Source organism: Pseudomonas sp. GW821-FHT10C09 (genome assembly GCF_059415465.1).
Map to the genome: position 1 here is coordinate 1 of NZ_JBWKNG010000043.1, position 23053 is coordinate 23053.

General features: G+C 58.7%; 23 protein-coding genes. 13 read left to right on the forward strand and 10 right to left on the reverse strand.

Annotated elements, in window-relative coordinates:
* The first annotated feature begins 254 nt into the window (after positions 1–254).
* The 4 genes from AC07N8_RS28845 to trpE all read left to right on the forward strand — a co-directional run bounded on the left by AC07N8_RS28845 (position 255) and on the right by trpE (position 4562).
* Positions 255–1403, forward strand: coding sequence for an iron-containing alcohol dehydrogenase (locus AC07N8_RS28845; protein WP_483843082.1), 1149 nt, complete (start codon positions 255–257; stop codon positions 1401–1403).
* Between the two features lie 116 nt (positions 1404–1519).
* Positions 1520–2194, forward strand: coding sequence for a ribulose-phosphate 3-epimerase (gene rpe / locus AC07N8_RS28850; protein WP_027926743.1), 675 nt, complete (start codon positions 1520–1522; stop codon positions 2192–2194).
* Entirely contained in the window at positions 2191–3009 is an 819-nt protein-coding gene (locus AC07N8_RS28855) for a phosphoglycolate phosphatase (protein ID WP_483843081.1), read from the forward strand. The genes rpe and AC07N8_RS28855 overlap by 4 nt, the downstream gene beginning before the upstream one ends.
* Positions 3010–3080: 71 nt before the next feature.
* Positions 3081–4562, forward strand: a complete 1482-nt coding sequence (trpE, locus tag AC07N8_RS28860) for an anthranilate synthase component I (protein ID WP_493147132.1) — start codon at positions 3081–3083, stop codon at positions 4560–4562.
* A 171-nt stretch (positions 4563–4733) separates the two neighbouring features.
* On the opposite strand, the gene estP is transcribed toward trpE, so the two are convergent.
* Positions 4734–6644: an esterase EstP gene (gene estP, locus AC07N8_RS28865; RefSeq protein ID WP_493147130.1), complete on the reverse strand. Its 1911-nt coding sequence runs from the start codon at positions 6642–6644 to the stop codon at positions 4734–4736.
* A 409-nt stretch (positions 6645–7053) separates the two neighbouring features.
* Between estP and AC07N8_RS28870 the strand changes: the two genes are divergently transcribed.
* The 4 genes from AC07N8_RS28870 to AC07N8_RS28885 all read left to right on the forward strand — a co-directional run bounded on the left by AC07N8_RS28870 (position 7054) and on the right by AC07N8_RS28885 (position 10357).
* A complete protein-coding gene (locus AC07N8_RS28870; RefSeq protein ID WP_007906885.1) occupies positions 7054–7647 on the forward strand; it encodes an aminodeoxychorismate/anthranilate synthase component II in 594 nt (197 codons plus the stop codon).
* A gap of 9 nt (positions 7648–7656) precedes the next feature.
* Positions 7657–8706, forward strand: a complete 1050-nt coding sequence (trpD, locus tag AC07N8_RS28875; RefSeq protein WP_483843078.1) for an anthranilate phosphoribosyltransferase — start codon at positions 7657–7659, stop codon at positions 8704–8706.
* A complete protein-coding gene (trpC, locus tag AC07N8_RS28880) occupies positions 8703–9539 on the forward strand; it encodes an indole-3-glycerol phosphate synthase TrpC (protein ID WP_483843077.1) in 837 nt (278 codons plus the stop codon). Before trpD ends, trpC begins: the two co-directional genes overlap by 4 nt.
* A gap of 116 nt (positions 9540–9655) precedes the next feature.
* Positions 9656–10357, forward strand: coding sequence for a lipoate--protein ligase family protein (locus AC07N8_RS28885; protein ID WP_493147128.1), 702 nt, complete (start codon positions 9656–9658; stop codon positions 10355–10357).
* On the opposite strand, the gene crp is transcribed toward AC07N8_RS28885, so the two are convergent.
* A complete protein-coding gene (gene crp / locus AC07N8_RS28890; RefSeq protein WP_027926750.1) occupies positions 10354–10998 on the reverse strand; it encodes a cAMP-activated global transcriptional regulator CRP in 645 nt (214 codons plus the stop codon). The genes AC07N8_RS28885 and crp overlap by 4 nt on opposite strands.
* 238 nt (positions 10999–11236) lie before the next feature.
* Between crp and AC07N8_RS28895 the strand changes: the two genes are divergently transcribed.
* Positions 11237–11659: an OsmC family protein gene (locus AC07N8_RS28895; RefSeq protein WP_007941657.1), complete on the forward strand. Its 423-nt coding sequence runs from the start codon at positions 11237–11239 to the stop codon at positions 11657–11659.
* Between the two features lie 238 nt (positions 11660–11897).
* Complete coding sequence (gene speD / locus AC07N8_RS28900; RefSeq protein ID WP_483843075.1) at positions 11898–12689, forward strand: adenosylmethionine decarboxylase; 792 nt, start codon at positions 11898–11900, stop codon at positions 12687–12689.
* A gap of 76 nt (positions 12690–12765) precedes the next feature.
* Here the strand turns inward: speD and coq7 are convergent, their stop codons facing one another.
* The 6 genes from coq7 to hemJ all read right to left on the reverse strand — a co-directional run bounded on the left by coq7 (position 12766) and on the right by hemJ (position 17285).
* Positions 12766–13413 carry a 2-polyprenyl-3-methyl-6-methoxy-1,4-benzoquinone monooxygenase gene (gene coq7, locus AC07N8_RS28905; RefSeq protein WP_027926752.1) on the reverse strand — a complete coding sequence of 216 codons (648 nt, stop codon included), beginning with the start codon at positions 13411–13413 and terminating at the stop codon, positions 12766–12768.
* 108 nt (positions 13414–13521) lie between these two features.
* Positions 13522–13860: a histidine triad nucleotide-binding protein gene (locus AC07N8_RS28910; RefSeq protein ID WP_008027110.1), complete on the reverse strand. Its 339-nt coding sequence runs from the start codon at positions 13858–13860 to the stop codon at positions 13522–13524.
* Between the two features lie 61 nt (positions 13861–13921).
* Entirely contained in the window at positions 13922–14710 is a 789-nt protein-coding gene (locus tag AC07N8_RS28915) for an SDR family NAD(P)-dependent oxidoreductase (RefSeq protein ID WP_483843074.1), read from the reverse strand.
* A gap of 61 nt (positions 14711–14771) precedes the next feature.
* Positions 14772–15761, reverse strand: coding sequence for a DUF805 domain-containing protein (locus tag AC07N8_RS28920; RefSeq protein WP_493147124.1), 990 nt, complete (start codon positions 15759–15761; stop codon positions 14772–14774).
* A gap of 93 nt (positions 15762–15854) precedes the next feature.
* Positions 15855–16823 (reverse strand): NAD(P)H-dependent flavin oxidoreductase, encoded by a 969-nt coding sequence (locus AC07N8_RS28925; RefSeq protein ID WP_483843072.1) that lies wholly within the window; start codon positions 16821–16823, stop codon positions 15855–15857.
* 33 nt (positions 16824–16856) lie between these two features.
* On the reverse strand, positions 16857–17285 hold the full coding sequence (gene hemJ / locus AC07N8_RS28930; protein WP_493147122.1) for a protoporphyrinogen oxidase HemJ: 429 nt from the start codon (positions 17283–17285) through the stop codon (positions 16857–16859).
* A 135-nt stretch (positions 17286–17420) separates the two neighbouring features.
* Between hemJ and argC the strand changes: the two genes are divergently transcribed.
* Positions 17421–18455 (forward strand): N-acetyl-gamma-glutamyl-phosphate reductase, encoded by a 1035-nt coding sequence (argC, locus tag AC07N8_RS28935; protein WP_027926758.1) that lies wholly within the window; start codon positions 17421–17423, stop codon positions 18453–18455.
* Positions 18456–18623: 168 nt separating this feature from the next.
* Positions 18624–18974 (forward strand): iron-sulfur cluster insertion protein ErpA, encoded by a 351-nt coding sequence (gene erpA / locus AC07N8_RS28940; protein ID WP_007947969.1) that lies wholly within the window; start codon positions 18624–18626, stop codon positions 18972–18974.
* A gap of 69 nt (positions 18975–19043) precedes the next feature.
* Here erpA and AC07N8_RS28945 read toward each other — a convergent pair whose 3' ends face one another.
* Together AC07N8_RS28945 and AC07N8_RS28950 are read right to left on the reverse strand one after the other, a co-directional pair.
* On the reverse strand, positions 19044–20135 hold the full coding sequence (locus AC07N8_RS28945) for an anhydro-N-acetylmuramic acid kinase (RefSeq protein ID WP_493147119.1): 1092 nt from the start codon (positions 20133–20135) through the stop codon (positions 19044–19046).
* Positions 20136–20138: 3 nt separating this feature from the next.
* Positions 20139–21551 carry a peptidoglycan DD-metalloendopeptidase family protein gene (locus tag AC07N8_RS28950; RefSeq protein ID WP_493147117.1) on the reverse strand — a complete coding sequence of 471 codons (1413 nt, stop codon included), beginning with the start codon at positions 21549–21551 and terminating at the stop codon, positions 20139–20141.
* Between the two features lie 213 nt (positions 21552–21764).
* Here AC07N8_RS28950 and tyrS point away from each other — a divergent pair, with 213 nt between their 5' ends.
* A complete protein-coding gene (gene tyrS / locus AC07N8_RS28955) occupies positions 21765–22964 on the forward strand; it encodes a tyrosine--tRNA ligase (RefSeq protein WP_483843068.1) in 1200 nt (399 codons plus the stop codon).
* Positions 22965–23053 lie beyond the last annotated feature (89 nt).

Consider the following 23053-nt stretch of genomic DNA (forward strand, 5'->3'; position numbering starts at 1 on the left):
TCAACAGTCAGAATCGAGCCTAGTCCCTCCTCCTCCCTTCAAGTCCTACCATACAAGCGAGCCTGCTCGCGAAAGCGTAGTGTCAGTCGACATCGATGTTGAATGACACACCGTCTTCGCGAGCAGGCTCGATCCCGCAGTTGTTTTTGGGGTGTTTTCGGGATCGTTGGTCATTCACGACCTGAATAGCAGACAAACCCCAATCCCCAGCTACTATTGTGCCCAGCTCCCCTATCTATAAGAGGCTGCGCACGATGAGTCTTTCCTCTTTCAAAATCGCTCACAAACTGATCACCGGCGCAGGTGCCATCGAGCAGCTCGCCGCTGAACTGACCCGTCTGGATGTCGACAACCCGCTGATCGTCACCGATGCCGCGCTGGTCAAGTCCGGCACGGTCGAACTGGCGCTGGCGCAGCTGGGGGACCGGTCCTACGAGATATTCGATCGGGTGCTGCCAGACCCGGAAATCGCCATCGTCGAAGACTGCATGCGGGTGTATCGCGACGGCGGGCATGACGGCTTGATCGGTCTGGGCGGCGGCAGTGCCATCGATATCGCCAAGAGCGTGGCGGCGTATGCCGGTTACCACGGCGCGCTGGAAGATTTGTTCGGCATCGATCAGGTGCCGCGCAAGGGGCCGCCGCTGATCGCGATCCCGACCACCGCCGGCACCGGTTCGGAAGTCACCAACGTGGCGATCCTTTCCGACAAGGTCGCGCAGCTGAAAAAAGGCATCGTCAGCGACTATCTGTTGCCGGACGTGGCGCTGGTCAGTCCGCAAATGACCCTGACCTGCCCGCGCAGTGTCACGGCCGCCAGTGGCGTCGACGCGCTGGTGCATGCCATTGAATCCTACCTGTCCGTCAACGCCTCTCCCATCACCGACGCCCTGGCCATCGGTGCCATCAAGCTGATCGCCAAGGCGCTGCCCAAGGCCTATGCCAATCCGTCCAACCTGCAAGCCCGCGAAGACATGGCCACCGCCAGCCTGATGGCGGGCATGGCATTCGGCAATGCAGGGGTCGGCGCGGTGCATGCGTTGGCGTATCCGCTGGGCGGACGTTTCAACATCGCCCACGGTGTCAGCAACGCCTTGTTGCTGCCCTATGTCATGACCTGGAACAAGATGGCCTGCGTCGAGCGCATGCAGGATATTGCCGAGGCCATGGGGGTGAAGACCGCGCATTTGAGCGTCAACGAAGCGGCGGACAAAGCCGTGGAGGCGATGACCGCTCTGTGTGCGGCGGTCGAAATCCCGTTGGGCTTGCGCAGTTTCGGTGTGCCCGAAGACGCTATCCCGGCCATGGCCGCAGAAGCGGCAGGGATCGAGCGCCTGATGCGCAACAATCCGCGCAAATTGAGCGCCGTCGATATCGAGAAGATCTACCGGGCGGCGTACTAGAGCTCTTCGTGACTTATTGATCGAAGGCAGCCCCAATCATCGCGGTCACAGTGCGCGCGCCAAACTATGAGGTATACAATGCGCGCCATCGTGATTCTGCTCAAAAAAGGTGCGTCATGCAGCCCTTCGTCATTGCTCCGTCGATTCTCTCCGCCGACTTCGCCCGCCTGGGTGAAGAAGTGGACAACGTCCTGGCCGCCGGTGCCGACTTCGTGCACTTCGATGTCATGGACAACCACTACGTGCCGAACCTGACCATCGGCCCGATGGTGTGCGCGGCGCTGCGCAAGTACGGCGTGACCGCGCCGATCGACGCACACCTGATGGTCAGCCCGGTGGACCGCATCGTCGGTGACTTCATCGAAGCCGGTGCGACCTACATCACCTTCCACCCGGAAGCCTCGCAGCACGTCGACCGTTCCCTGCAACTGATCCGCGAGGGCGGTTGCAAATCGGGCCTGGTGTTCAACCCGGCTACACCCCTGAGCGTGCTCGAATACGTGATGGACAAGGTCGACATGATCTTGCTGATGAGCGTCAACCCGGGCTTCGGCGGGCAGAAATTCATCCCCGGCACCCTCGATAAACTGCGTCAGGCGCGTGCCCTGATCGATGCGTCCGGGCGTGACATCCGCCTGGAAATCGACGGCGGCGTGAACGTGAACAACATTCGGGAAATCGCTGCGGCGGGCGCCGATACCTTTGTGGCAGGCTCGGCGATTTTCAACGCACCGAACTATCAGGAAGTGATAGAGAAGATGCGCGCCGAACTGGCGCTGGCTCGCCCATGAGTGGTTTTGAGCAGTTGTTCCCGGGGCGTCTGCCGCGGCTGGTGATGTTCGATCTGGATGGCACGCTGATCGATTCGGTCCCGGACCTCGCAGCGGCTGTGGATCACATGCTGCTCAAGCTGGGCCGCAAACCCGCCGGCATCGAATCGGTACGTGAATGGGTCGGTAACGGCGCGCCGGTATTGGTGCGCCGTGCGCTGGCGGGTGGCATCGAACACTCGACGGTCGACGATGTCGAGGCTGAACACGCGCTGGAGATTTTCATGCAGGCCTATGGCGCGAGCCATGAGCTGACCGTGGTTTACCCCGGTGTGCGTGACACCCTCAAGTGGCTGAACAAACAAGGCGTGGAAATGGCGCTGATCACCAACAAGCCGGAGCGTTTCGTCGCACCGCTGCTGGATCAGATGAAAATCGGCCGCTACTTCAAATGGATCATCGGCGGCGATACCTTGCCGCAGAAGAAACCCGACCCGGCCGCGCTGTTTTTCGTGATGAAAATGGCCAACATCCCGGCCTCGCAATCCTTGTTCGTCGGCGATTCGCGCAGCGATGTGCTCGCGGCGAAAGCGGCGGGGGTCAAGTGTGTGGCGCTCAGTTACGGCTACAACCATGGCCGGCCGATTGCCGAAGAGTCGCCGGCGCTGGTGATCGACGATCTGCGCAAGCTAATTCCCGGTTGCCTGGATTCGGCCGCTGAGATAACGTTGCCCGACGCTGTTCAACCCCCTGCTGGAAACGCCATCGTGGTGGTCACTCGCAAACTCTGGATGAAAGTCATCAAGGCCCTGGCCCGCTGGCGTTGGCGCGCCTGACTTGTTCCTGGCCGGCATACCGGCGCGTTTGCATACCTGACTGTTAGACCCTCAAGCCACGAGGCTACCCCATGATCCGCGAAGAATTCCTGCGTTTGGCCGCTGCCGGCTACAACCGCATCCCGCTTGCCTGCGAAACCCTGGCTGACTTCGACACGCCGCTGTCGATCTACCTGAAACTGGCCGACGAGCCGAACACCTACCTGCTGGAATCGGTTCAGGGCGGGGAGAAGTGGGGCCGTTACTCGATAATCGGCTTGCCATGCCGCACCGTGCTGCGGGTGCATGACCATCACGTCAGTGTGACCGTCGACGGCATCGAGACCGAAAGCCACGATGTGGAAGACCCGCTGGCGTTCGTCGAAACCTTCAAGGCTCGCTATAACGTGCCGACCATCGCTGGCCTGCCGCGTTTCAACGGCGGCCTGGTGGGGTATTTCGGTTATGACTGCGTGCGGTATGTGGAGAAGCGTCTGGGCAAATGCCCGAACCCGGATCCACTGGGCGTGCCGGACATTCTGCTGATGGTCTCTGACGCGGTGGTGGTGTTCGATAACCTCGCCGGCAAGATGCACGCGATTGTGCTGGCCGACCCGGCGCAGGACGGTGCTTTCGAGCAAGGCCTGGAACGTCTGGAAGAACTGCTGGAAAAACTCCGCCAGCCGATCACGCCGCGCCGCGGCCTGGATTTCAGCAAGCAACAGTCGGCTGATCCGGTGTTCCGTTCGAGTTTCACCCAGGACGATTACGAAAAAGCCGTCGACACCATCAAGGAATACATCCTGGCCGGTGACTGCATGCAGGTCGTGCCGTCCCAGCGCATGTCGATCGACTTCAAGGCTGCACCGATCGATTTGTACCGGGCGTTGCGCTGCTTCAACCCGACGCCTTACATGTACTTCTTCAACTTCGGCGACTTCCATGTCGTCGGCAGTTCCCCGGAAGTGCTGGTGCGGGTCGAAGACAACTTGATCACCGTGCGCCCGATTGCCGGCACCCGTCCACGCGGGGCCAACGAAGAGGCTGACCTGGCGCTGGAAAAAGACCTGCTGTCCGATGACAAGGAAATCGCCGAGCACTTGATGCTGATCGACCTCGGTCGTAACGACACCGGTCGGGTCTCGGAAATCGGTTCTGTGAAACTCACCGAGAAAATGGTCATCGAGCGTTATTCCAACGTCATGCACATCGTGTCCAACGTCACCGGGCAGTTGAAGGCCGGGCTGACGGCGATGGACGCGTTGCGGGCGATCCTGCCGGCGGGCACGTTGTCGGGTGCACCGAAGATTCGCGCGATGGAAATCATCGATGAACTGGAACCGGTGAAACGTGGCGTCTACGGCGGTGCGGTCGGTTACTTTGCCTGGAACGGCAACATGGACACGGCCATCGCCATCCGTACCGCGGTGATCAAGAACGGCGAACTGCACGTGCAGGCCGGTGGCGGCATCGTGGCCGACTCGGTACCGGCGCTGGAATGGGAAGAAACCCTGAACAAACGCCGCGCGATGTTCCGCGCCGTAGCCCTGGCCGAACAAACCCCGGACGCCTGAACCTGTGGGAGCCTTGTGGCGAGGGAGCTTGCTCCCGCTGGCCTGCGAAGCAGGCCCAATTGACGACTGCTACGCAGCCGAGCGCGAGCAAGCTCGCTCGCCACAGTAAGTATTCAGCACAAAAAAAACGCGGCGCCTGTGAAGGCACCGCGTTTTTTATGGCCGATCGATTTAGAAGTCCAACGCAACCCCTAGGTTAATCCCTTGCTGGGTAAAGTCGTCATCCTTGCGAATGTTGTAGCTGGCGCGCAGTGCCAGTTCCTTGGTGAGGTTGTGGCTCACGCCCAGGTTCACCCGGTTCAGGTTGGTTTGCGGGGTGTAGCCTTCCAGCGTGAACTGGTTGTTTGGCAGGGTGTTGAGGTTGATCGCCACGTCCTGGGTATCGTCGTTGTACTCACGCTCGTGAGCCACTTCACCGAATACCTGGGTTTGCGGGGTGATCTGGTATTTGCCCTGCAAGCCGATGCCGAGGCGACGGGAAATGCTGTCCTGATCGCCATAGGTCAGCGCTGTGGAGTTATTGCCGTCCTCCGAGTAGCCATCGACTTTGACCTTGGAGAAGTCGGCGCTGACAAACGGCGACAAGTGCCAAGGGCTGCTGGCTTGCTGTGCGATGTCATAACCGATGCGAGCACTGAAGGCTTCAACGTAGCCACTGGTGTCGCCTTTTTCGCCGCGTTCGTTGGCGCCCAGTTGGAATTTACGCTTGAGGCTGTCGTAATCCAGGTGCCCGGCGGTCAACGCCATGTCCGCCCAGATGCGGTTTTGTTGGTACTGGGCGAATGCGGTACCGAGGTAAGTGTTGAGCTTGTAGTCGGAGTCGTTCGACCCGGCTTCGAGTTTCTGGTTATAGAAACCGGCCGCTACACCCACACGCCAGGCGTCGTCGAGGCGATAGCTGCCACCGATGTTCAGGTTGTACCCATTGCCGTCGGCACTGACGACGCTGTCCTGACCATCAAAGTCCTGATGTTGGCCACCGCCGGAAACAATCGCGCGCCATTGACCCACGTCTTGCCAGTTTTCCCAATCGGCCAGCCATTGGTTACGCAGTTCATCCTGGTGCGCGCGCAAGGTGCCTTGGGCCATTTGCGGCAGCAGCGTCAGTTCCCACGGCGCTGACAACAGCGAATATGCGTAATCGGCAATCAGGCGTTGCCCGGCTTCGGTCGGGTGTACCGCGTCGTTGTAGATCAGCTTGGTCGGGTCGGGTGTGGCGCTGTTGATGCCGTAACGGGCGTTCTCGGTGCAGCCGTTACCGCTGAAACAGGTGGCGCTGAGGTTCTGGTCGGTGGCCAGGCCAAATTGCGCCGGGTTGGCGAACGTCTCTTTGAGCAGCACCGGAATGTTCAGCGGGATGATTTCGGCATTGATGTTCTGCAGTCGGCTGACCAGTTCAGTGTTGAACTGGGCGCTCAGCTGAGAAGTGAACGCTTGCAGCGGGGAGCCGTTGAACGCCGGTGTGAAGCCGATATCGGGCAGCAGCCAGACCATGACGTATTTTGCGCCAGCGGTTTGCAGCGTCTGTACGCTGTCGGCCAGACGGTCGGCGGCGGCACTGGCCTGAGGCAGGCTGGTGACGCGTCCCTGCAGGAAGTCGTTACCGCCACCCGACAGGTAATACAGCGCGTTCGGGTCGGCACGGAAGTTGTTCGACGGCAGGTACCCGGCACGGACGCGTTCGCCAGTGTCGGAGGTGGTGGTGATCGAATCGAGAATCTGATCGGTGCGATAACCGCCGACAGCCCAGTTGTTGCCGTCGGGTTGGCCATTGCTGGCGCGCACCGCCGACGACGATGAAGCGGTCTGGTCCGCCGTGTACCCCAGTTTGCCACCGAGGATCTGCGTGGAGTTGAGCGAGCGGACTTCGCCGCTGCCATCCAGATAAACCGGCCCCGTCCGGTTGGTGAAGCGTTCCGTCGACCCGGCAGGTCCGCCGGTGTCGGCAAAGGTCCCCGCGTCATTGAGACTGTCGCCGAAGACGACGAAATTGGTGTATGGATTCGGTGCGGCGTACGCCTGGGCGCAGGCCATTGCCAGCAAGCATCCTGCGAGCGGTACAAACAACGTCTGTTTGATCATGAGCAAGTCCGTTTATTTATTGTTTTAAGAGAACGAAACGACAGTACCAAAAACTTCCGGCCTTTTGCCATCCGTCGCGAAGCCTTTGAGAGTTTCGCGAGCAGCAGCCCCGGCCATATTGCACGCTCTGCCCAGCTAAGTTACTGTGCCGAGACGTATGAATGAGACCTTCCCCGTGTTGATCATCAGTAAACTCCTGGATCAAGTCATCAAGGCACACGCCCGCTGGCGTTGGCGCGCCTGAATTCTTTTGCCGGCCTCGCCGGACCTGTACCGCTTTGCCTTCTTTACCTGTTTGAAATGCCGCTTTGCTGGCGCTACCCCGGCACCTGACAAAGCGTAGCGCTCTGCGGGTCAATCATTCGAAGGCCATCTTTAAAGTCAGTGAATTCAAGAGGTTCAAAACGCCATGTTGCTGATGATCGATAACTACGACTCCTTTACCTACAACGTTGTGCAGTACCTCGGTGAGCTTGGCTCCCAGGTCAAAGTCGTGCGCAACGATGAACTGACCATCGCTGAAATCGAAGCCCTCAACCCAGAGCGCATCGTGGTATCCCCCGGTCCTTGCACCCCGACCGAAGCCGGGATCTCGATTGAAGCGATCAAGCATTTCGCCGGCAAACTGCCAATTCTTGGCGTCTGCCTCGGCCACCAGTCCATCGGCCAAGCCTTTGGCGGTGATGTGGTTCGCGCCCGTCAAGTAATGCACGGTAAGACTAGCCCGGTATTCCACGAGGACAAGGGCGTCTTTGAAGGCCTGAATCGTCCATTGACAGTCACCCGCTATCATTCGCTGATCGTCAAACGCGAGACCCTGCCCGATTGCCTGGAGCTGACTGCCTGGACCCAGCTTGAAGACGGCTCGGTCGACGAGATCATGGGCCTGCGCCACAAGACCCTGAACATCGAAGGCGTGCAGTTTCACCCCGAGTCGATCCTGACCGAGCAGGGCCACGAATTGTTCGCTAACTTCCTCAAACAAACCGGCGGCACGCGCTAAGGACTTTTCATGAATATCAAGACAGCCTTGGGCCGTATCGTCGATCACCTCGACCTCAGCACCGATGAGATGCGCGATGTAATGCGCGAAATCATGACCGGCCAATGCACGGATGCGCAGATCGGCGCATTCATGATGGCCATGCGCATGAAAAGCGAGAGCATCGACGAAATCGTCGGCGCCGTTTCGGTCATGCGCGAGCTGGCCGACAAGGTCGAACTCAAGACCCTCGACGGCGTTGTCGACGTGGTCGGTACCGGCGGTGACGGTGCGAATATTTTCAACGTATCGACCGCTTCTGCCTTCGTCGTTGCGGCGGCCGGTTGCACCGTAGCCAAACACGGTAACCGTGCAGTGTCGGGCAAAAGCGGCAGCGCAGATCTGCTGGAGGCGGCGGGCATCTACCTGAGCCTGACGCCGGTCCAGGTCGCACGCTGCATCGACAACGTCGGCATCGGTTTCATGTTCGCCCAGACTCACCACAGCGCCATGAAGTACGCCGCCGGTCCGCGCAAGGATCTTGGCCTGCGCACCCTGTTCAACATGCTCGGCCCGCTTACGAATCCGGCCGGTGTGAAGCATCAGGTGGTGGGCGTGTTCAACCAGGCGCTGTGCCGGCCATTGGCCGAAGTCCTGCAGCGATTGGGCAGCAAGCATGTGTTGGTGGTGCATTCAAAAGATGGCCTGGACGAGTTCAGCCTGGCCGCGCCGACCTTCGTGGCGGAATTGAAGAACGACCAGATCAGCGAATATTGGGTCGAGCCTGAAGACCTGGGCATGAAGAGCCAGAGCCTGCATGGCCTGGCCGTGGAAAGCCCGGCGGCCTCGCTGGAACTGATTCGCGATGCCTTGGGCAAACGCAAAACCGAAAGCGGTCAGAAAGCTGCCGAAATGATTATGCTCAATGCCGGTGCCGCGTTGTACGCCGCCGACCATGCAACCAGTTTGAAGGAAGGCGTTGCCCTGGCGCACGATGCGCTGCACACAGGCCTCGCTCGGGAGAAACTGGAGGAGTTGGGTGCATTTACCGCGGTATTCAAAGTGGAGAATGAGGGATGAGTGTACCGACGGTTCTGGAAAACATTCTGGCGCGCAAGGTCCAGGAAGTCGCCGAGCGTAGCGCTCGTGTGAGCCTGGCCGAGCTGGAAAGTCTGGCCAAGGCGGCCGATGCACCCCGTGGTTTTGCCCAGGCATTGTTGGCGCAGGCCAAGCTCAAGCAGCCAGCGGTGATTGCCGAAATCAAGAAAGCTTCGCCGAGCAAGGGCGTGATCCGCGAGAACTTCGTTCCCGCCGATATCGCCAAGAGCTACGAGAAGGGCGGCGCGACGTGTTTGTCGGTGCTGACCGATATCGATTTCTTCCAGGGCGCCGATGCGTATCTGCAACAAGCCCGGGCGGCGTGCAAACTGCCGGTGATCCGCAAGGATTTCATGATCGATCCTTACCAGATCGTCGAAGCACGGGCGTTGGGCGCCGATTGCGTGTTGTTGATCGTCTCTGCGCTGGATGACGTGAAAATGGCCGAGCTGGCTGCCGTGGCAAAAAGTGTCGGCCTCGATGTGCTGGTGGAAGTTCACGACGGCGACGAGTTGGAGCGGGCCTTGAAAACCCTCGACACACCGCTGGTCGGCATCAACAACCGCAACCTGCACACGTTCGATGTCAGCCTGGAAACCACCCTCGACCTGTTGCCGCGCATCCCTCGTGATCGCCTGGTGATTACCGAAAGCGGCATTCTTAACCGCGCTGATGTCGAGCTGATGGAAATCAGCGACGTGTATGCGTTCCTGGTCGGCGAGGCGTTCATGCGCGCCGAAAGCCCGGGTACCGAGTTGCAGCGCCTGTTCTTTCCGGAGCGTGGTACTGCAGTGAGTGGTTCTACACTCGACTGAAAAAGCTTCGCGAGCAGGCTCGCTCCCGCAGGAAATTGGATTTCAATGTAGGAGCGAGCCTGCTCGCGAAGGCGGCATAAGACGCACCATAGACTTAAGGTCCGACGGAATACCTTATGACCCTGATTACCTCCCTGACCACCGAAGCCGGCCTGCTCGCCGAACAGGATCTATTGGCCCATGTCTGCACCGGCGCCTCGGAATTCGGCTTGCTGTTCTGGCAACCCAATGACCGTGCCCTGGTCATGCCACGACGCCTCAATCGCCTACCCGGTTTCGAAGCGGCCTGCGAGGTTTCAGCCGCTGCCGGCTGGCCCGTGCTGTTGCGTGAAACCGGCGGTGAGCCGGTGCCGCAATCGGCGTCCACCATCAACATCGCATTGGTCTACGCACCGCCACGCAGCGAAGGCGACCAAAACCGGATCGAAACCGCCTATCACCGACTCTGCGATCCGATCTGCCAGTTGCTGGATGAACTGGGCGGTGTGTCCTCCCTCGGCGAAATCGAAGGTGCGTTCTGCGACGGCCGTTTCAACGTCAATCTCGATGGCCGCAAGATGGTCGGCACTGCTCAGCGCTGGCGCCAGAGCAAGGGCGGCACGCGTCCAGTCGGATTGGTCCACGGCGCGTTGTTGCTGGATAACGAGCGGGAATCGATGGTTGCGGCGGTCAATCGTTTTAATGAAGCCTGCGGCCTGGAGCAGCGAGTTCGCGCCGAAAGCCACATCGCCCTGCATGAGAAGTTCGCCGCGCCCGATGCGCTCGGGCGGCTGGACGCGCTTTATCGCCAATTGCTGGCAGACATGTTCAAGGCTTAGCGCGTACCGAAGACCACCATGGTCTTGCCTTTGACGTCCACCAGGTTGCGCTCTTCCAGATCCTTGAGCACGCGACCGACCATCTCACGCGAACAACCGACAATCCGGCCGATTTCCTGACGGGTCACTTTGATCTGCATGCCGTCCGGGTGGGTCATCGCATCCGGCTGCTTGCACAGTTCCAGCAGGCAACGGGCGACGCGACCGGTCACGTCGAAGAACGCCAGGTCGCCGACCTTGCGCGTGGTGTTACGCAGGCGCTGTGCGATTTGTCCGCTGAGGACGTAAAGAATGTCCGGATCTTGCTGGGACAGTTCGCGGAATTTCGCGTAGCTGATTTCCGCAACTTCGCATTCGATCTTGGCACGCACCCAGGCACTGCGTGCCTGTTCCAGGCCAGCCTGTTCGAACAGACCCAACTCACCGAAAAAATCCCCGGCATTCAAGTAGGCGATGATCATTTCACGACCATCGTCATCCTCAATCAGGATCGTGACCGAGCCCTTGATGATGAAGAACAGGGTTTCCGAGCGATCGCCCGCACAAATGATGTTGCTCTTGGCCGCATAGCGACGGCGCTGACAATGCATCAACAGTTTGTCGAGGTTTTTGATTTTGGGTATTGGGGTAATAGCAACCATGGTTGTATCCCGAAAAGACGTCACGGTGTGTGTTTGATTTTCTTATGGGTCGCCGACAACGGCGGAAGCAAAGCTGGCTATGCGCCAGCGAATTGGCGTCAGCTTAACAGACACTCCCTGCAATATTTGAGAATTTACCTACAGCTTGGGCACCTGCGTCCCAGGAAGGTGAAACGCTGTCAATCCGGGGCCCTGTGCTAAGCTGGCGACCCTTTTTTTAGACAGTGGAGTCTTGGCGATGAAGGCACGCATCCAATGGGCTGGCGAAGCCATGTTCCTCGGTGAATCCGGCAGCGGTCATGTCGTGGTCATGGACGGTCCGCCCGATGCCGGCGGTCGCAACCTGGGTGTCCGGCCAATGGAAATGCTCTTGCTGGGTGTCGGCGGTTGCAGCAATTTCGACGTGGTCAGCATCCTCAAGAAATCCCGCCAGGCCGTCGAAAGCTGCGAAGCCTTCCTCGAAGCCGAGCGTGCGACCGAGGACCCGAAGGTCTTCACCAAGATTCACATGCACTTCGTGGTCAAGGGCCGCGGGCTGAAGGAAGCCCAAGTCAAGCGCGCCATCGAGCTGTCGGCGGAGAAGTATTGCTCGGCCTCGATCATGCTCGGCGCAGCTGGCGTGGCGATTACCCACGACTACGAGATCATCGAACTCGGTTGAGCCGACATTCAACTATCATAAAAGCGGTGCAGACTCTGGCGAACCCAAGCTGACGTCTGCATAATGCGCCACTTTTTTCAGGGTAGTGGTCCGTCAACCGACAGGCCGCGCCCCCGAACTGACAACCAAAATCGCCATCGCGAAGAGGTGTTAACCGTCCTACGCAGGTGCGTTGTTCGCATTTGACGGGCATGCTTGATCACGCGGCCGGGCCGCAATACATAGAGAGTTTTTAACGGTGAAAAGCAAACTCAAGCTCCACGGGTTCAATAACCTGACAAAGACCTTGAGCTTCAACATCTATGACATCTGCTACGCGGAAACCCCGCAAGACCAACAGGCTTACGTTGAGTACATCAATAAAGAGTACAACGCGAAACGCCTGACGCAGATCCTCACGGAAGTTGTCGATATCATTGGTGCCAACATCCTGAACATTGCCAGTCAGGACTACGAACCTCAGGGCGCCAGCGTCACGATTCTGATCTCTGAAGAGCCGGTAACCCCGACCGACAGCCAGATCGAAGAGTCCCCGGGCCCGTTGCCTGAAATTATCCTGGCCCACCTCGACAAGAGCCACATCACGGTGCACACCTACCCGGAAATCCATCCGGTGGATGGTATTGCGACTTTCCGTGTAGACATTGACGTGTCGACCTGTGGTGTCATCTCACCGTTGAAAGCGCTCAACTTCCTGATTCACCAGTTCGATTCGGACATCGTGACCGTGGATTATCGTGTGCGCGGCTTCACCCGTGACGTTGAAGGCAAAAAGCACTTCATCGACCACGAGATCAATTCGATCCAGAACTACCTGTCCGACGACACCCGCGACGCGTACCAGATGACCGACGTGAACGTGTACCAGGAAAACCTGTTCCACACCAAAATGCTGCTGAAGAACTTCGAACTGGATAACTACCTGTTCGGTGACGCCACCAGCAGCTTGTCTACTGAGCAACGTGCTCAGGTGACCGATCGTGTGAAACACGAAATGCTCGAAATCTTCTACGCACGCAACATGGCGTAAGACTCTCGAACACAAAAAAAGGCGACTCCCTCACGGCAGTCGCCTTTTTCATGTCTGTCGCAAAAAGCCCCAGAGATCAGATCCGATAAGTGCTCTTGGTCATCACCTTGGCCAACAAGCTCATCCCGAACTTAACCGGTGCCGGAAAACGGAACCCGCCGGCGTCCAGCGCACTTTCCGCATGATGTTCTTCATCAATGCGCATCTGCTCAAGAATCGCCCGGGATTTCTCATCTTCTGCCGGCAATTGCTCAAGGTGTTCATTCAAGTGCTTGCACACTTGATGTTCAGTGGCGGCAACAAAACCGAGGCTGACTTTGTCGCTGATCAACCCGGCCACTGCGCCAATCCCGAAGGACATGCCGTAGAACAGCGGGTTAAGAATGCTGGTATGGCTGCCCAACTGATGAATGCGTTGCTCGCACCAGACCAGATGGTCGATTTCTTCTTCGGCAGCATGCTCCATGGCGGCGCGTACATGCGGGAGCTTGGCGGTCAGGGCTTGCCCTTGATACAACGCCTGGGCGCAGACTTCACCGGTGTGGTTGATGCGCATCAGGCCGGCAACGTGCCGGGTGTCCTCATCGCTCAATTTTGCATCGGGCTGGACGATGGCTGGCGACGGACGGTAAGGCTGGCCACTGAAGGGCAGCAGGGTGCGCATGGCGGCATCGGCTTGCAGCAGAAGACGGTCAATCGGCGAGTAGTGACGTTGGGTAGTCATGCTGACCTCCGGGAAAAATCTCGGCGGCCAGTTTAACCCAATCGGCCGGGGAAGGTTTGAGCTGGGTCATGCGGGAGTGGCTGGCCACTCCCCTGGAACAGCCGGCAATCAGCCCGGCGGCCAGTGCATCTGACGCTGACCCAGCACGTGCATATGAATGTGATAGACAGTCTGCCCACCTTCTTCATTGCAGTTCATGACAACGCGAAAACCTTTTTCGCAACCCAGCTCCAGCGCCAGACGCTGCGCGGTGAACAGAATATGCCCGGCCAGTGCCTTGTCGTCCTCGGTGAGGTCGTTAAGGGTGCGCACGGGTTTTTTCGGGATCACCAGAAAATGCACCGGTGCCTGTGGGGCGATATCGTGGAAGGCCAGTACCTGGTCGTCCTCGTAAATGATCTTGGCCGGGATTTCCCGGTTGATGATCTTGGTGAACAGAGTATCCACAGCTGTTTTCTCCGTTGTTTTGGCTGGCCTGAGTGTACCCATGGTTTAACCGTAGGACCATTCAGCGTGGGCAGTAAACCTTGTTGACCATGCCAGCGATTGTCCGATTCAACCAGCGCGAGCCGAGCCGTGGCAAAAAGGCGCGCCAACGGTTGCGTCGGCCGGGGATGATGATTGCGCGATTTTTCTCCAGGGCGCGTACGGTGTAGAGCGCCACTTCTTCAGGACTCATGAGCATTTTGCTGTCGCTCAGTTTGCCGGTGTCCAATTGCGCGGTACGGAAGAAACCGGTGCGCGTCGGGCCGGGGCACAGCACCGAGACCTTGACTGCGCATTTCTTCAGCTCGACGCGCAAGCCCTCGGAAAAATGCAGCACATACGCCTTGCTCGCGTAGTAGGTGCTCATCCACGGGCCGGGCAGGAACGCGGCGACCGAGGCAACATTGAGGATCTGCCCGCCACCCTGCAAGGCCATGGAGTTTCCGATGGCGTGGCAGAGGCGGGTGAGTGCCAGGATGTTCACTTCGATCAGGTCCTGCTCGGTCATCCAGTCTTGAGCGAGAAAGGGACCGCAGGTGCCCATGCCGGCGCAGTTGACCAGCAGATCGATCTGACGGTCACCTTCCTCCAGTTCCAGCAGAAAGCCCGACAGGCGTAGCGGCTCGCCAAGGTCACAGGCACGAAACAGTACTTCCACGCCAAAACGTTGAGTCAGTTCAATCGCAATACTTTCCAGCTGATCACGCTGTCGGGCCACCAGAATCAGGCTGCGGCCACGGCGGGCCAGCGCTTCGGCCATCGCCAGGCCGATGCCGCTGGAAGCGCCAGTGATCAGAGCGTAACGGGTCATGCGGTTCTCCATCGCAACAGCTCCGCGCCGCGACGCAGGTGTCACGGGCGGGGAGCGCTGTTTATTCTTTTGCGGAGTCTACAGGGGCCGGGGCTTCTTCGGCTTCATCGTCTGCAGAATCCGGTGCGGGTTCGGCCGCTTCGGCCGGTTCGACTTCAACATCTTCGGTGGTCACCGCGCCGCTGTCGTAGCTGCTTGTCGTGGTGCTTTCGTACTCTTCCTGAATCGCACTGTAACCGCCGGCCAGAGCGCCCACGATGACGATGGCGATAAACACGACCCACAACGAAGAAAGAACTTTGACCGCAGTGCTATTGGGCGGAGGTGGCGGGCCGTAGCGATTGGCGATGTTGGTGCCGGGAGCGACCATGATCACCAGCGGGAAGAAACTGCCCACGAACGGGACGAGGTTCAACAGCCAGAGCCAGCCGGACCAGCCGATGTCGTGCAAGCGTTGAACGCTGAACTGGATACTGGCGACCGCGACTGCGATGAACAGAATGAACGCGACCAGACCACCGATAATCAAGCCTGCCGTCGAATCGGCACTGATGATGGCGACCGCCGGGATGGCCAGGACCAAAACGACGCCGAGAATGACCAGGGTCAGGGCCATCGTCCAGGCCAGGTAACGCAAGCGGCCGATGCGACCTTCGACACTGAACGGTTTGAGTGTGGCGAACGCCGGCAGGTTTTCGCCGACGCTGGCCTGAGGTGGAGCGTAGGGCGAGACCGGTTCGGCGAAGACAGGCTGGGGCCTGGCGGGAACGTGTTCGTGTTCGTGTTCGTGTGCGTCGGCCAGGTTCAGTTCGATGGACGATTCGCTTTCGATCCGTGCCTTGATGCCGGTTTTCGTCAGCGCCTGCAGGTAGATTTGTGCATCGGCGTGCGACAAGTCCTGCTTGAGCGTGACGGTCTTGCCGGTGAACAGCCGTTCAACCGCAGCGACTTCGCTTTTGTACAGTGCGGCGAGATTCTGCTTGGCGGTCGTGAGGTCGACGCCTGGCAGCAGAGCGCCGTCGAATACGATCTTGAAACGGTTTTCGCTCATTGCGAGGCATCCTTGTCGCGTGTGTTTGAGTTAGAAAGTGTTACAGCGACAGAGTGTAAGGCCAGCCGGGTTGGGCTGGCCAAAATTTTCCTCTCAGCGCGGCCAGCGTTTTGGCAGCTGTGCCGCCAATTCCAGTGCCTTGCGGTATTCCGCGTCCAGCCGTGCGACCAATTGATCGACACTTGGTAAATCATCGATTTCCCCGACGCCCTGACCCGCAGACCACACGGTTTTCCAGGCCTTGGCTTCATCGCTGACCGGTTTCAGTTTGGAACCGAAGTTGACCTCACCCTTGTTTTGCAAGGCCGCCATGTCGAAACCGGCGGCTTCCAGGCTCTGGCGCATAAAGCTTGCCGGTATGCCGGACACCGCTGGAGTATGGACGATGTCCGCCGCCCTGGAAGTCAGCAACATCTCTTTGTAAGCGTCAGGCGCATGACTTTCAGTGGTGCCGATAAATCGCGTACCGAAGTAGGCCAAATCAGCACCAAGCAATTGAGCGGCGAGAATCTCGTGGCCATGGTTCAGGCAGCCGGCGAGCAATAGCGTCTTGTCGAAGAACTGACGAATTTCGGCGATCAGTGAGAATGGGCTCCAGGTGCCAGCGTGACCACCGGCGCCCGCGGCCACGGCGATCAAGCCGTCCACCCCGGCCTCGGCGGCTTTTTCCGCGTGGCGGCGAGTCGTCACGTCGTGGAACACCAGGCCGCCGTAGCTGTGCACGGCGTCGACCACTTCTTTCACCGCGCCGAGGCTGGTGATCACAATCGGCACTTTGTGCTCGATGCAGATCGCCAGGTCCGCTTGCAGGCGTGGGTTGCTGTTGTGAACGATCAGGTTGACCGCATAAGGGGCCGGGTTCTCCAGTGTCGCCAGGCCTGCCTCGATCTCTTCCAGCCAGGCCTTGAACCCGCTGCTCTCGCGCTGGTTCAACGCGGGGAAGCTGCCCACCACGCCATTGCGGCAGCAGGCGAGCACCAATTGCGGATTGGAAATCAGGAACATCGGCGCAGCCACGACCGGCAGACGCAAACGTTGTTCGAGCAGAGCGGGCAGCGACATTGGAAGTACCCCGGTGAGTGGTGCGTATTGAAGTTAGAACGGCCGAACGACGACCAGAATTACGATAGCCAGCAATATCAGAACCGGGACTTCATTGAACCAGCGATAAAAGACATGGCTGCGGGTATTTTCGCCACGGGCAAAACGTTTTACCTGAGCGCCGCACATGTGGTGGTAACCGATCAGGATCACCACCAGGGTCAGTTTGGCGTGAATCCACGCGCCTTGACTGAAGATGCTCGGATTGAGGGCGATCAGCGCAATGCCGAAGATCAGGGTGGCGATCATCGCCGGGCCCATGATGCCTCGGTACAGCTTGCGCTCCATGACGCTGAAGCGTTCCTTGCTGACCGTGTCTTCACTTTGTGCGTGATAGACGAACAGGCGCGGCAGATAGAACAGGCCGGCAAACCAGCAGACCATGCTGATAATGTGAAACGCTTTGAGCCACAGATAGAGCATTTTTAGTTATTCCCAGGTTCACGGTAGCCCGGATAGTAGAGGCTTGAGCGGCCGCACGTCACCTTGCCGGTTGTCGCAGGACGATACGCACCCTATTATCGACGGCTTTCCAGTGGGTTCGTTGAGGGCAGGTTTATGGTCAAGGTCGGTATCGTCGGCGGCACGGGTTACACCGGTGTCGAACTGCTGCGTCTGTTGGCACAGCATCCGCAAGCTGAAGTGGTAGTGATCACTTCCCGATCCGAGGCTGGCCTGGCTGTGGCCGACATGTACCCGAACCTGCGAGGCCATTACGACGGCCTGGCGTTCAGTGTTCCGGACATCAAGACATTGGGTGCTTGTGACGTGGTTTTCTTTGCCACACCACACGGTGTTGCCCATGCTTTGGCCGGCGAACTGTTGGCCGCCGGTACCAAGGTCATCGACCTGTCGGCGGACTTCCGTCTGCAGGACTCCGTCGAGTGGGCCAAATGGTACGGCCAACCGCACGGCGCTCCGGAACTGCTGGAAGAGGCGGTTTACGGCTTGCCGGAAGTCAATCGTGAGCAGATCAAGGAGGCTCGCCTAATCGCTGTGCCGGGTTGCTATCCGACCGCTACGCAATTGGGTTTCCTGCCGCTGCTCGAAGCGGGCCTGGCGGATACCACCCGCTTGATCGCTGACTGCAAATCCGGGGTCAGCGGTGCCGGGCGTGGCGCCTCTGTAGGATCGCTGTACTCCGAGACGTCGGAAAGCATGAAGGCTTATTCGGTCAAAGGTCACCGTCACTTGCCGGAAATCCGCCAGGGACTGCGTCGCGCAGCAGGCAAGGACGTCGGCCTGACCTTCGTTCCGCACCTGACGCCAATGATTCGCGGTATTCACTCGACGCTTTATGCGACCGTCGTGGATCGTTCGGTCGATCTGCAAGCGTTGTTTGAAAAGCGCTACGCCAACGAACCGTTCGTCGATGTAATGCCTGCCGGCAGCCACCCGGAAACCCGCAGCGTGCGCGGTGCCAATGTGTGCCGGATTGCCGTGCATCGTCCGCAGGATGGTGATCTGGTGGTGGTGTTGTCGGTCATCGACAACCTGGTCAAAGGCGCGTCGGGTCAGGCGGTGCAGAACATGAACATCCTGTTCGGCCTGGATGAGCGCTTCGGCTTGTCCCACGCGGGCATGCTGCCGTAAGGCCCAATCCCGGACAGCAAAAAGGCCCATTGAATGGGCCTTTTTGCATTCTGGTCGGACAGTTTGCTTGATTGATATACCGTAACAATAGTTGACCGATTTTCTAGGAGAAGCGGATAATGCGCGTCATCACGCATTATGGCGGCGTAACGCCGGGAGATAGTCAGCATGAGCGTCGAATCCTTCACCCCCACGGCTTTGCAATTCACCCACGGTGCCGCGCACAAGGTGAAGAGCCTGGTCGATGAAGAGGGGAATGATCGCTTGAAGCTGCGCGTATTCGTTACGGGCGGCGGTTGTTCAGGTTTTCAGTACGGCTTCACCTTCGATGAAGAAGTGGCCGATGACGACACCATCGTCGAACGCGAAGGCGTGAGCCTGGTCGTAGACCCGATGAGCTTCCAGTACCTGGCAGGCGCCGAGGTGGATTATCAGGAAGGTCTGGAAGGTTCGCGCTTCGTGATCAAGAACCCGAACGCCAGCACTACCTGTGGCTGCGGTTCTTCGTTCTCGATCTGATCGCACCTTCAGCACACTGTAAAACGCCGCAGAACCTTATGGGTTATGCGGCGTTTTGCTGTCTGGGGTTTATGCGGGGTAGATCGCGCCGAGTACGCGCAAGCCGCGGGCGCCGGTGACACTTGGGCGGTTGGCGGCGATGCCTTCGAGGCAGCAATGGGCCAGCCAGGCAAAGGCCATGGCTTCAACCCAGTCGGGGTCTACACCGTGAGTGGCGGTGCTGCTGACTTTCGCATTCGGCAGTAAGCCGGCCAAGCGCTTCATCAGCGTGGCGTTGTGCGCGCCGCCACCGCAGACCAGCAGTTCTTGCGTATTCAACTGGGCATGTTGCAGTGACTCAACGATGGTCAGCGCGGTGAGTTCGAGCAGGGTGGCTTGTACGTCTTCGGCGGCGAATGCCGGCAGTTTCGACAGGTGCTGTGTCAGCCAGGGCAGGTTGAACACTTCGCGGCCGGTACTTTTGGGGCCTTTGGTCACGAAGAAGGGATCGCTGAGCAATTCATTCAGCAGATCCGGCTCGACGTTGCCGCTGGCGGCCCATTGACCGTCACGATCGAAGTTGTCGCCACGCTGTTGGTGAATCCAGGCGTCCAGCAGCACATTGCCCGGGCCGCAGTCGAAACCCGCTACCGGTTTGCCGGGTTCAATCAAGCTGAGGTTGCTGAACCCACCCACATTCAACACTGCGCGATGACCTGCGCTTTCATCAAACAAGGCTTCGTGGAAGGCTGGCACCAGCGGAGCGCCTTGCCCGCCTGCGGCCACATCGCGGCTGCGGAAGTCACTGACCACGGTGATGCCAGTCAACTCGGTCAGCAGGGCGGGGTTGCCTATCTGCACAGTAAAGCCGCGCGCCGGTTCGTGGCGAATGGTCTGGCCGTGGCTGCCAATCGCACGAATGTCTTCGGGCTTCAGGTTTTGTTGAGCAAGCAGGGAGTGAATGCCCTGGGCCGCCAGTTTTACCCAGTTTTGTTGGGCGATGGCAGAGCGGGCAATCTCGTCCGGGCCGCTGGCGCACAAGCCGAGCAGCTCGATGCGCAGGGATTCCGGCATGGGAATGTAGTGCGTGGCGATCAGCTTGATCGCGGGGGAGAGCTCAACCAGTGCGATGTCCAGGCCATCGAGACTGGTTCCGGACATCACACCAATATAGAGCGTCATGGCTTAGCGCTTGCTCGAAGCCAGCAGGGTGGCCTTCTCTTGATCCATACGCGCCATCAACGGTTGGCTCTGCGCTAGGAAGCGTGAGCGTTCGGCCTTGGCGATCGGATCGGCCATTGGCAACTTCTGGCCCAGCGGGTCGACGTGAACGCCATTGACCTGGAATTCGTAGTGCAAGTGTGGGCCAGTGGAGAGCCCGGTGGTGCCGATGAAGCCGATCACCTGGCCCTGCTTAACCGTACCGCCGGTTTTTACGCCTTTGGCGAAGCCTTGCATGTGGCCATACAGCGTGGTGTAGGTGGCGCCGTGCTGGATGATCACGGTGTTGCCATAGCCGCCGCGGCGACCGGCCAACAACACTTTACCGTCGCCGGCAGCCTTGATTGGCGTGCCCCGTGGTGCGGCATAGTCAACGCCTTTGTGGGCGCGAATCTTGTTCAGGATCGGGTGCTTGCGGCCCATGGAGAACTTCGAACTGATGCGGGCGAAGTCAACCGGGGTTCGGATGAACGCTTTGCGCATGCTGTTGCCGTCAGCGGTGTAGTAGCTGCTGTTGCCTTGTTTATTGATGTAACGCACGGCGGTGTAGGTTTTGCCGCGGTTGGTGAAGCGCGCGGAAAGGATCGGGCCGTTGCCGACAGCCTTGCCGTTGACGACTTTCTGCTCGTAGATCACATCGAACTCGTCGCCTTGGCGAATATCCTGGGCGAAGTCGACGTCGTAGCCAAACACGCTGGCCATGTCCATGGTCAAGCTGTGGGACAGGCCGGCGCGAGCGGCGGATTGCGACAGCGAACTGTTGATGACGCCATGAACATAGGCGGAACGCACAGTGGGCTTGGCGGTGATGCGGTTGAATGCATAACCCTTGTCATTCTTGGTCAGGGTAATGCTTTCGACGTCGCTGATCTTGCTGTGCAGGTTGGTCAGCTGGCCTTCAGGGTTCAGTTCGAATTCGAGTTTCTGCCCATGTTTAAGCTGGCTGAACTGCTTGGCTTGCTTGTCGCTGGCCAGAACTTCATGCACCGAAGCGGCCGGGAGGCCGACTTTCTCAAACAGGGTGGAGAGCGTATCGCCCTTGGAGACGATCACTTCCCTGTGGTTTGGAGCCTTCTTTTCTTCGACCACAGGCGCGGCCTGAGCGGTTTCCTGCGGTTCTTCGGCGGCGTTTTCGATCTGCGCGAAAGGGGAGGCCACTGGTTCATTTGTGGCTTGAGCGGCCTCAGCGGCGTCTTGTTCTTGTGACAGTTGTTCAGCAGGGGTTTCCAGTTCAAGACTCAGGGTGGTCTTTTTGGCTTCAACATCGCTGGAAGGGAATACCAGAAGCGCCAGGCTCAGCAGAGCGGCGATGCCACTTGCTGCGAGCAGGTGGGTCTTCGGGTAAAGCGGTGGCGCTTTAGACGATTCTTTGGTCATAAGTAATTTTTGACTTTGAAAAAAGATGAATTGGAAAAGATGAATGACATGATGAAGATGAAATAACTGTATAAAATATAACCAAATCATCTCTGAAGCAAGTCCGCGGACACTCTGCCGGCGGATTGGCGTCATTGCGCCGGCCAAACTTTGTATTTGACGCGTGATCTTGTATGGTTGGTCCCCTTTGAATTCGAGCCTTGCGGGTCTGTTATGAAGTCGGTTGAAGAGCAGCTAGCGCTGATTAAACGTGGTGCGGAAGAACTGTTGGTCGAGTCCGAGCTGATCGAGAAGCTCAAACGTGGCCAACCGCTACGTATTAAGGCTGGCTTCGATCCGACTGCGCCGGATTTGCACCTGGGTCATACCGTGCTTATTAATAAGCTGCGCCAGTTCCAGGAGCTGGGGCATCAGGTGATCTTCCTTATTGGTGACTTCACCGGGATGATTGGTGATCCGAGCGGGAAGAGCGTGACACGTCCGCCGCTTACCCGTGAGCAGGTTCTCGAGAACGCCGAGACCTACAAGACCCAGGTCTTCAAGATTCTTGATCCGGCTAAAACCGAAGTTGCGTTCAACTCCACCTGGATGGATCAGATGGGGCCGGCCGACTTCATTCGCCTGACTTCGCAGTACACCGTTGCGCGCATGCTCGAGCGCGACGATTTCGACAAGCGCTATACATCCAATCAGCCCATCGCCATTCATGAGTTCCTCTATCCGCTGGTTCAGGGTTATGACTCGGTCGCGTTGCGCGCAGATGTCGAGTTGGGCGGTACCGACCAAAAATTCAACCTGTTGATGGGGCGTGAGCTTCAGCGCGGGTACGGTCAAGAGCCGCAGTGCATTCTGACCATGCCGTTGCTTGAAGGTCTGGATGGCGTGAAGAAGATGTCCAAGTCCCTGGGCAATTATGTCGGTATCCAGGAAGCACCAGGTGTCATGTATAGCAAGCTGGTTTCCATTCCGGATGCGCTGATGTGGCGTTACTTCGAATTGCTCAGCTTCCGCTCCATGGATGAGATCAATGCATTCCGTGCCGATGTCGAAGCTGGTGCGAACCCGCGTGACATCAAGATCAAGCTGGCTGAAGAGATCGTTGCGCGTTTCCATGGCGAGGAGGCTGCGGCCAATGCTCACCGTGGAGCAGGCAATCGTATGAAGGAGGGCGAGCTGCCGGATGATCTGCCTGAGATCGAATTGACTGCTGCTGAGGATATGCCGATTGCGGCTGTCCTTAATAAGGCAGGGCTGGTGAAGAACTCGGCAGTAGCGCGTGATCTGTTGAATGCTGGCGGTGTGCGCATAGATGGTGAAGTGGTTGATCGCACCTTTATATACGTACTGGGTGCCACGCACGTTTGTCAGGCCGGCAAGAAGGCATTTGCGCGTATTTCGCTGAAATCCGAGTAAAGCCGAAATCAGTGCTTGACGGCAGATTCTGGATGTCTATAATTCGCCCCACTTCCGGCGCAGTCGAAACGGAAAACTCCTTGGTAAAC

What these genes read in the sequence shown, in the direction of transcription:
- AC07N8_RS28845 (WP_483843082.1), top strand. Translation starts at nt 255, where the DNA reads ATGAGTCTTTCCTCTTTCAAAATCGCTCACAAACTGATCACCGGCGCA.
- rpe (WP_027926743.1), top strand. Translation starts at nt 1,520, where the DNA reads ATGCAGCCCTTCGTCATTGCTCCGTCGATTCTCTCCGCCGACTTCGCC.
- AC07N8_RS28855 (WP_483843081.1), top strand. Translation starts at nt 2,191, where the DNA reads ATGAGTGGTTTTGAGCAGTTGTTCCCGGGGCGTCTGCCGCGGCTGGTG.
- trpE (WP_493147132.1), top strand. Translation starts at nt 3,081, where the DNA reads ATGATCCGCGAAGAATTCCTGCGTTTGGCCGCTGCCGGCTACAACCGC.
- estP (WP_493147130.1), bottom strand. Translation starts at nt 6,644, where the DNA reads ATGATCAAACAGACGTTGTTTGTACCGCTCGCAGGATGCTTGCTGGCA.
- AC07N8_RS28870 (WP_007906885.1), top strand. Translation starts at nt 7,054, where the DNA reads ATGTTGCTGATGATCGATAACTACGACTCCTTTACCTACAACGTTGTG.
- trpD (WP_483843078.1), top strand. Translation starts at nt 7,657, where the DNA reads ATGAATATCAAGACAGCCTTGGGCCGTATCGTCGATCACCTCGACCTC.
- trpC (WP_483843077.1), top strand. Translation starts at nt 8,703, where the DNA reads ATGAGTGTACCGACGGTTCTGGAAAACATTCTGGCGCGCAAGGTCCAG.
- AC07N8_RS28885 (WP_493147128.1), top strand. Translation starts at nt 9,656, where the DNA reads ATGACCCTGATTACCTCCCTGACCACCGAAGCCGGCCTGCTCGCCGAA.
- crp (WP_027926750.1), bottom strand. Translation starts at nt 10,998, where the DNA reads ATGGTTGCTATTACCCCAATACCCAAAATCAAAAACCTCGACAAACTG.
- AC07N8_RS28895 (WP_007941657.1), top strand. Translation starts at nt 11,237, where the DNA reads ATGAAGGCACGCATCCAATGGGCTGGCGAAGCCATGTTCCTCGGTGAA.
- coq7 (WP_027926752.1), bottom strand. Translation starts at nt 13,413, where the DNA reads ATGACTACCCAACGTCACTACTCGCCGATTGACCGTCTTCTGCTGCAA.
- AC07N8_RS28915 (WP_483843074.1), bottom strand. Translation starts at nt 14,710, where the DNA reads ATGACCCGTTACGCTCTGATCACTGGCGCTTCCAGCGGCATCGGCCTG.
- AC07N8_RS28920 (WP_493147124.1), bottom strand. Translation starts at nt 15,761, where the DNA reads ATGAGCGAAAACCGTTTCAAGATCGTATTCGACGGCGCTCTGCTGCCA.
- AC07N8_RS28925 (WP_483843072.1), bottom strand. Translation starts at nt 16,823, where the DNA reads ATGTCGCTGCCCGCTCTGCTCGAACAACGTTTGCGTCTGCCGGTCGTG.
- hemJ (WP_493147122.1), bottom strand. Translation starts at nt 17,285, where the DNA reads ATGCTCTATCTGTGGCTCAAAGCGTTTCACATTATCAGCATGGTCTGC.
- argC (WP_027926758.1), top strand. Translation starts at nt 17,421, where the DNA reads ATGGTCAAGGTCGGTATCGTCGGCGGCACGGGTTACACCGGTGTCGAA.
- erpA (WP_007947969.1), top strand. Translation starts at nt 18,624, where the DNA reads ATGAGCGTCGAATCCTTCACCCCCACGGCTTTGCAATTCACCCACGGT.
- AC07N8_RS28945 (WP_493147119.1), bottom strand. Translation starts at nt 20,135, where the DNA reads ATGACGCTCTATATTGGTGTGATGTCCGGAACCAGTCTCGATGGCCTG.
- AC07N8_RS28950 (WP_493147117.1), bottom strand. Translation starts at nt 21,551, where the DNA reads ATGACCAAAGAATCGTCTAAAGCGCCACCGCTTTACCCGAAGACCCAC.
- tyrS (WP_483843068.1), top strand. Translation starts at nt 21,765, where the DNA reads ATGAAGTCGGTTGAAGAGCAGCTAGCGCTGATTAAACGTGGTGCGGAA.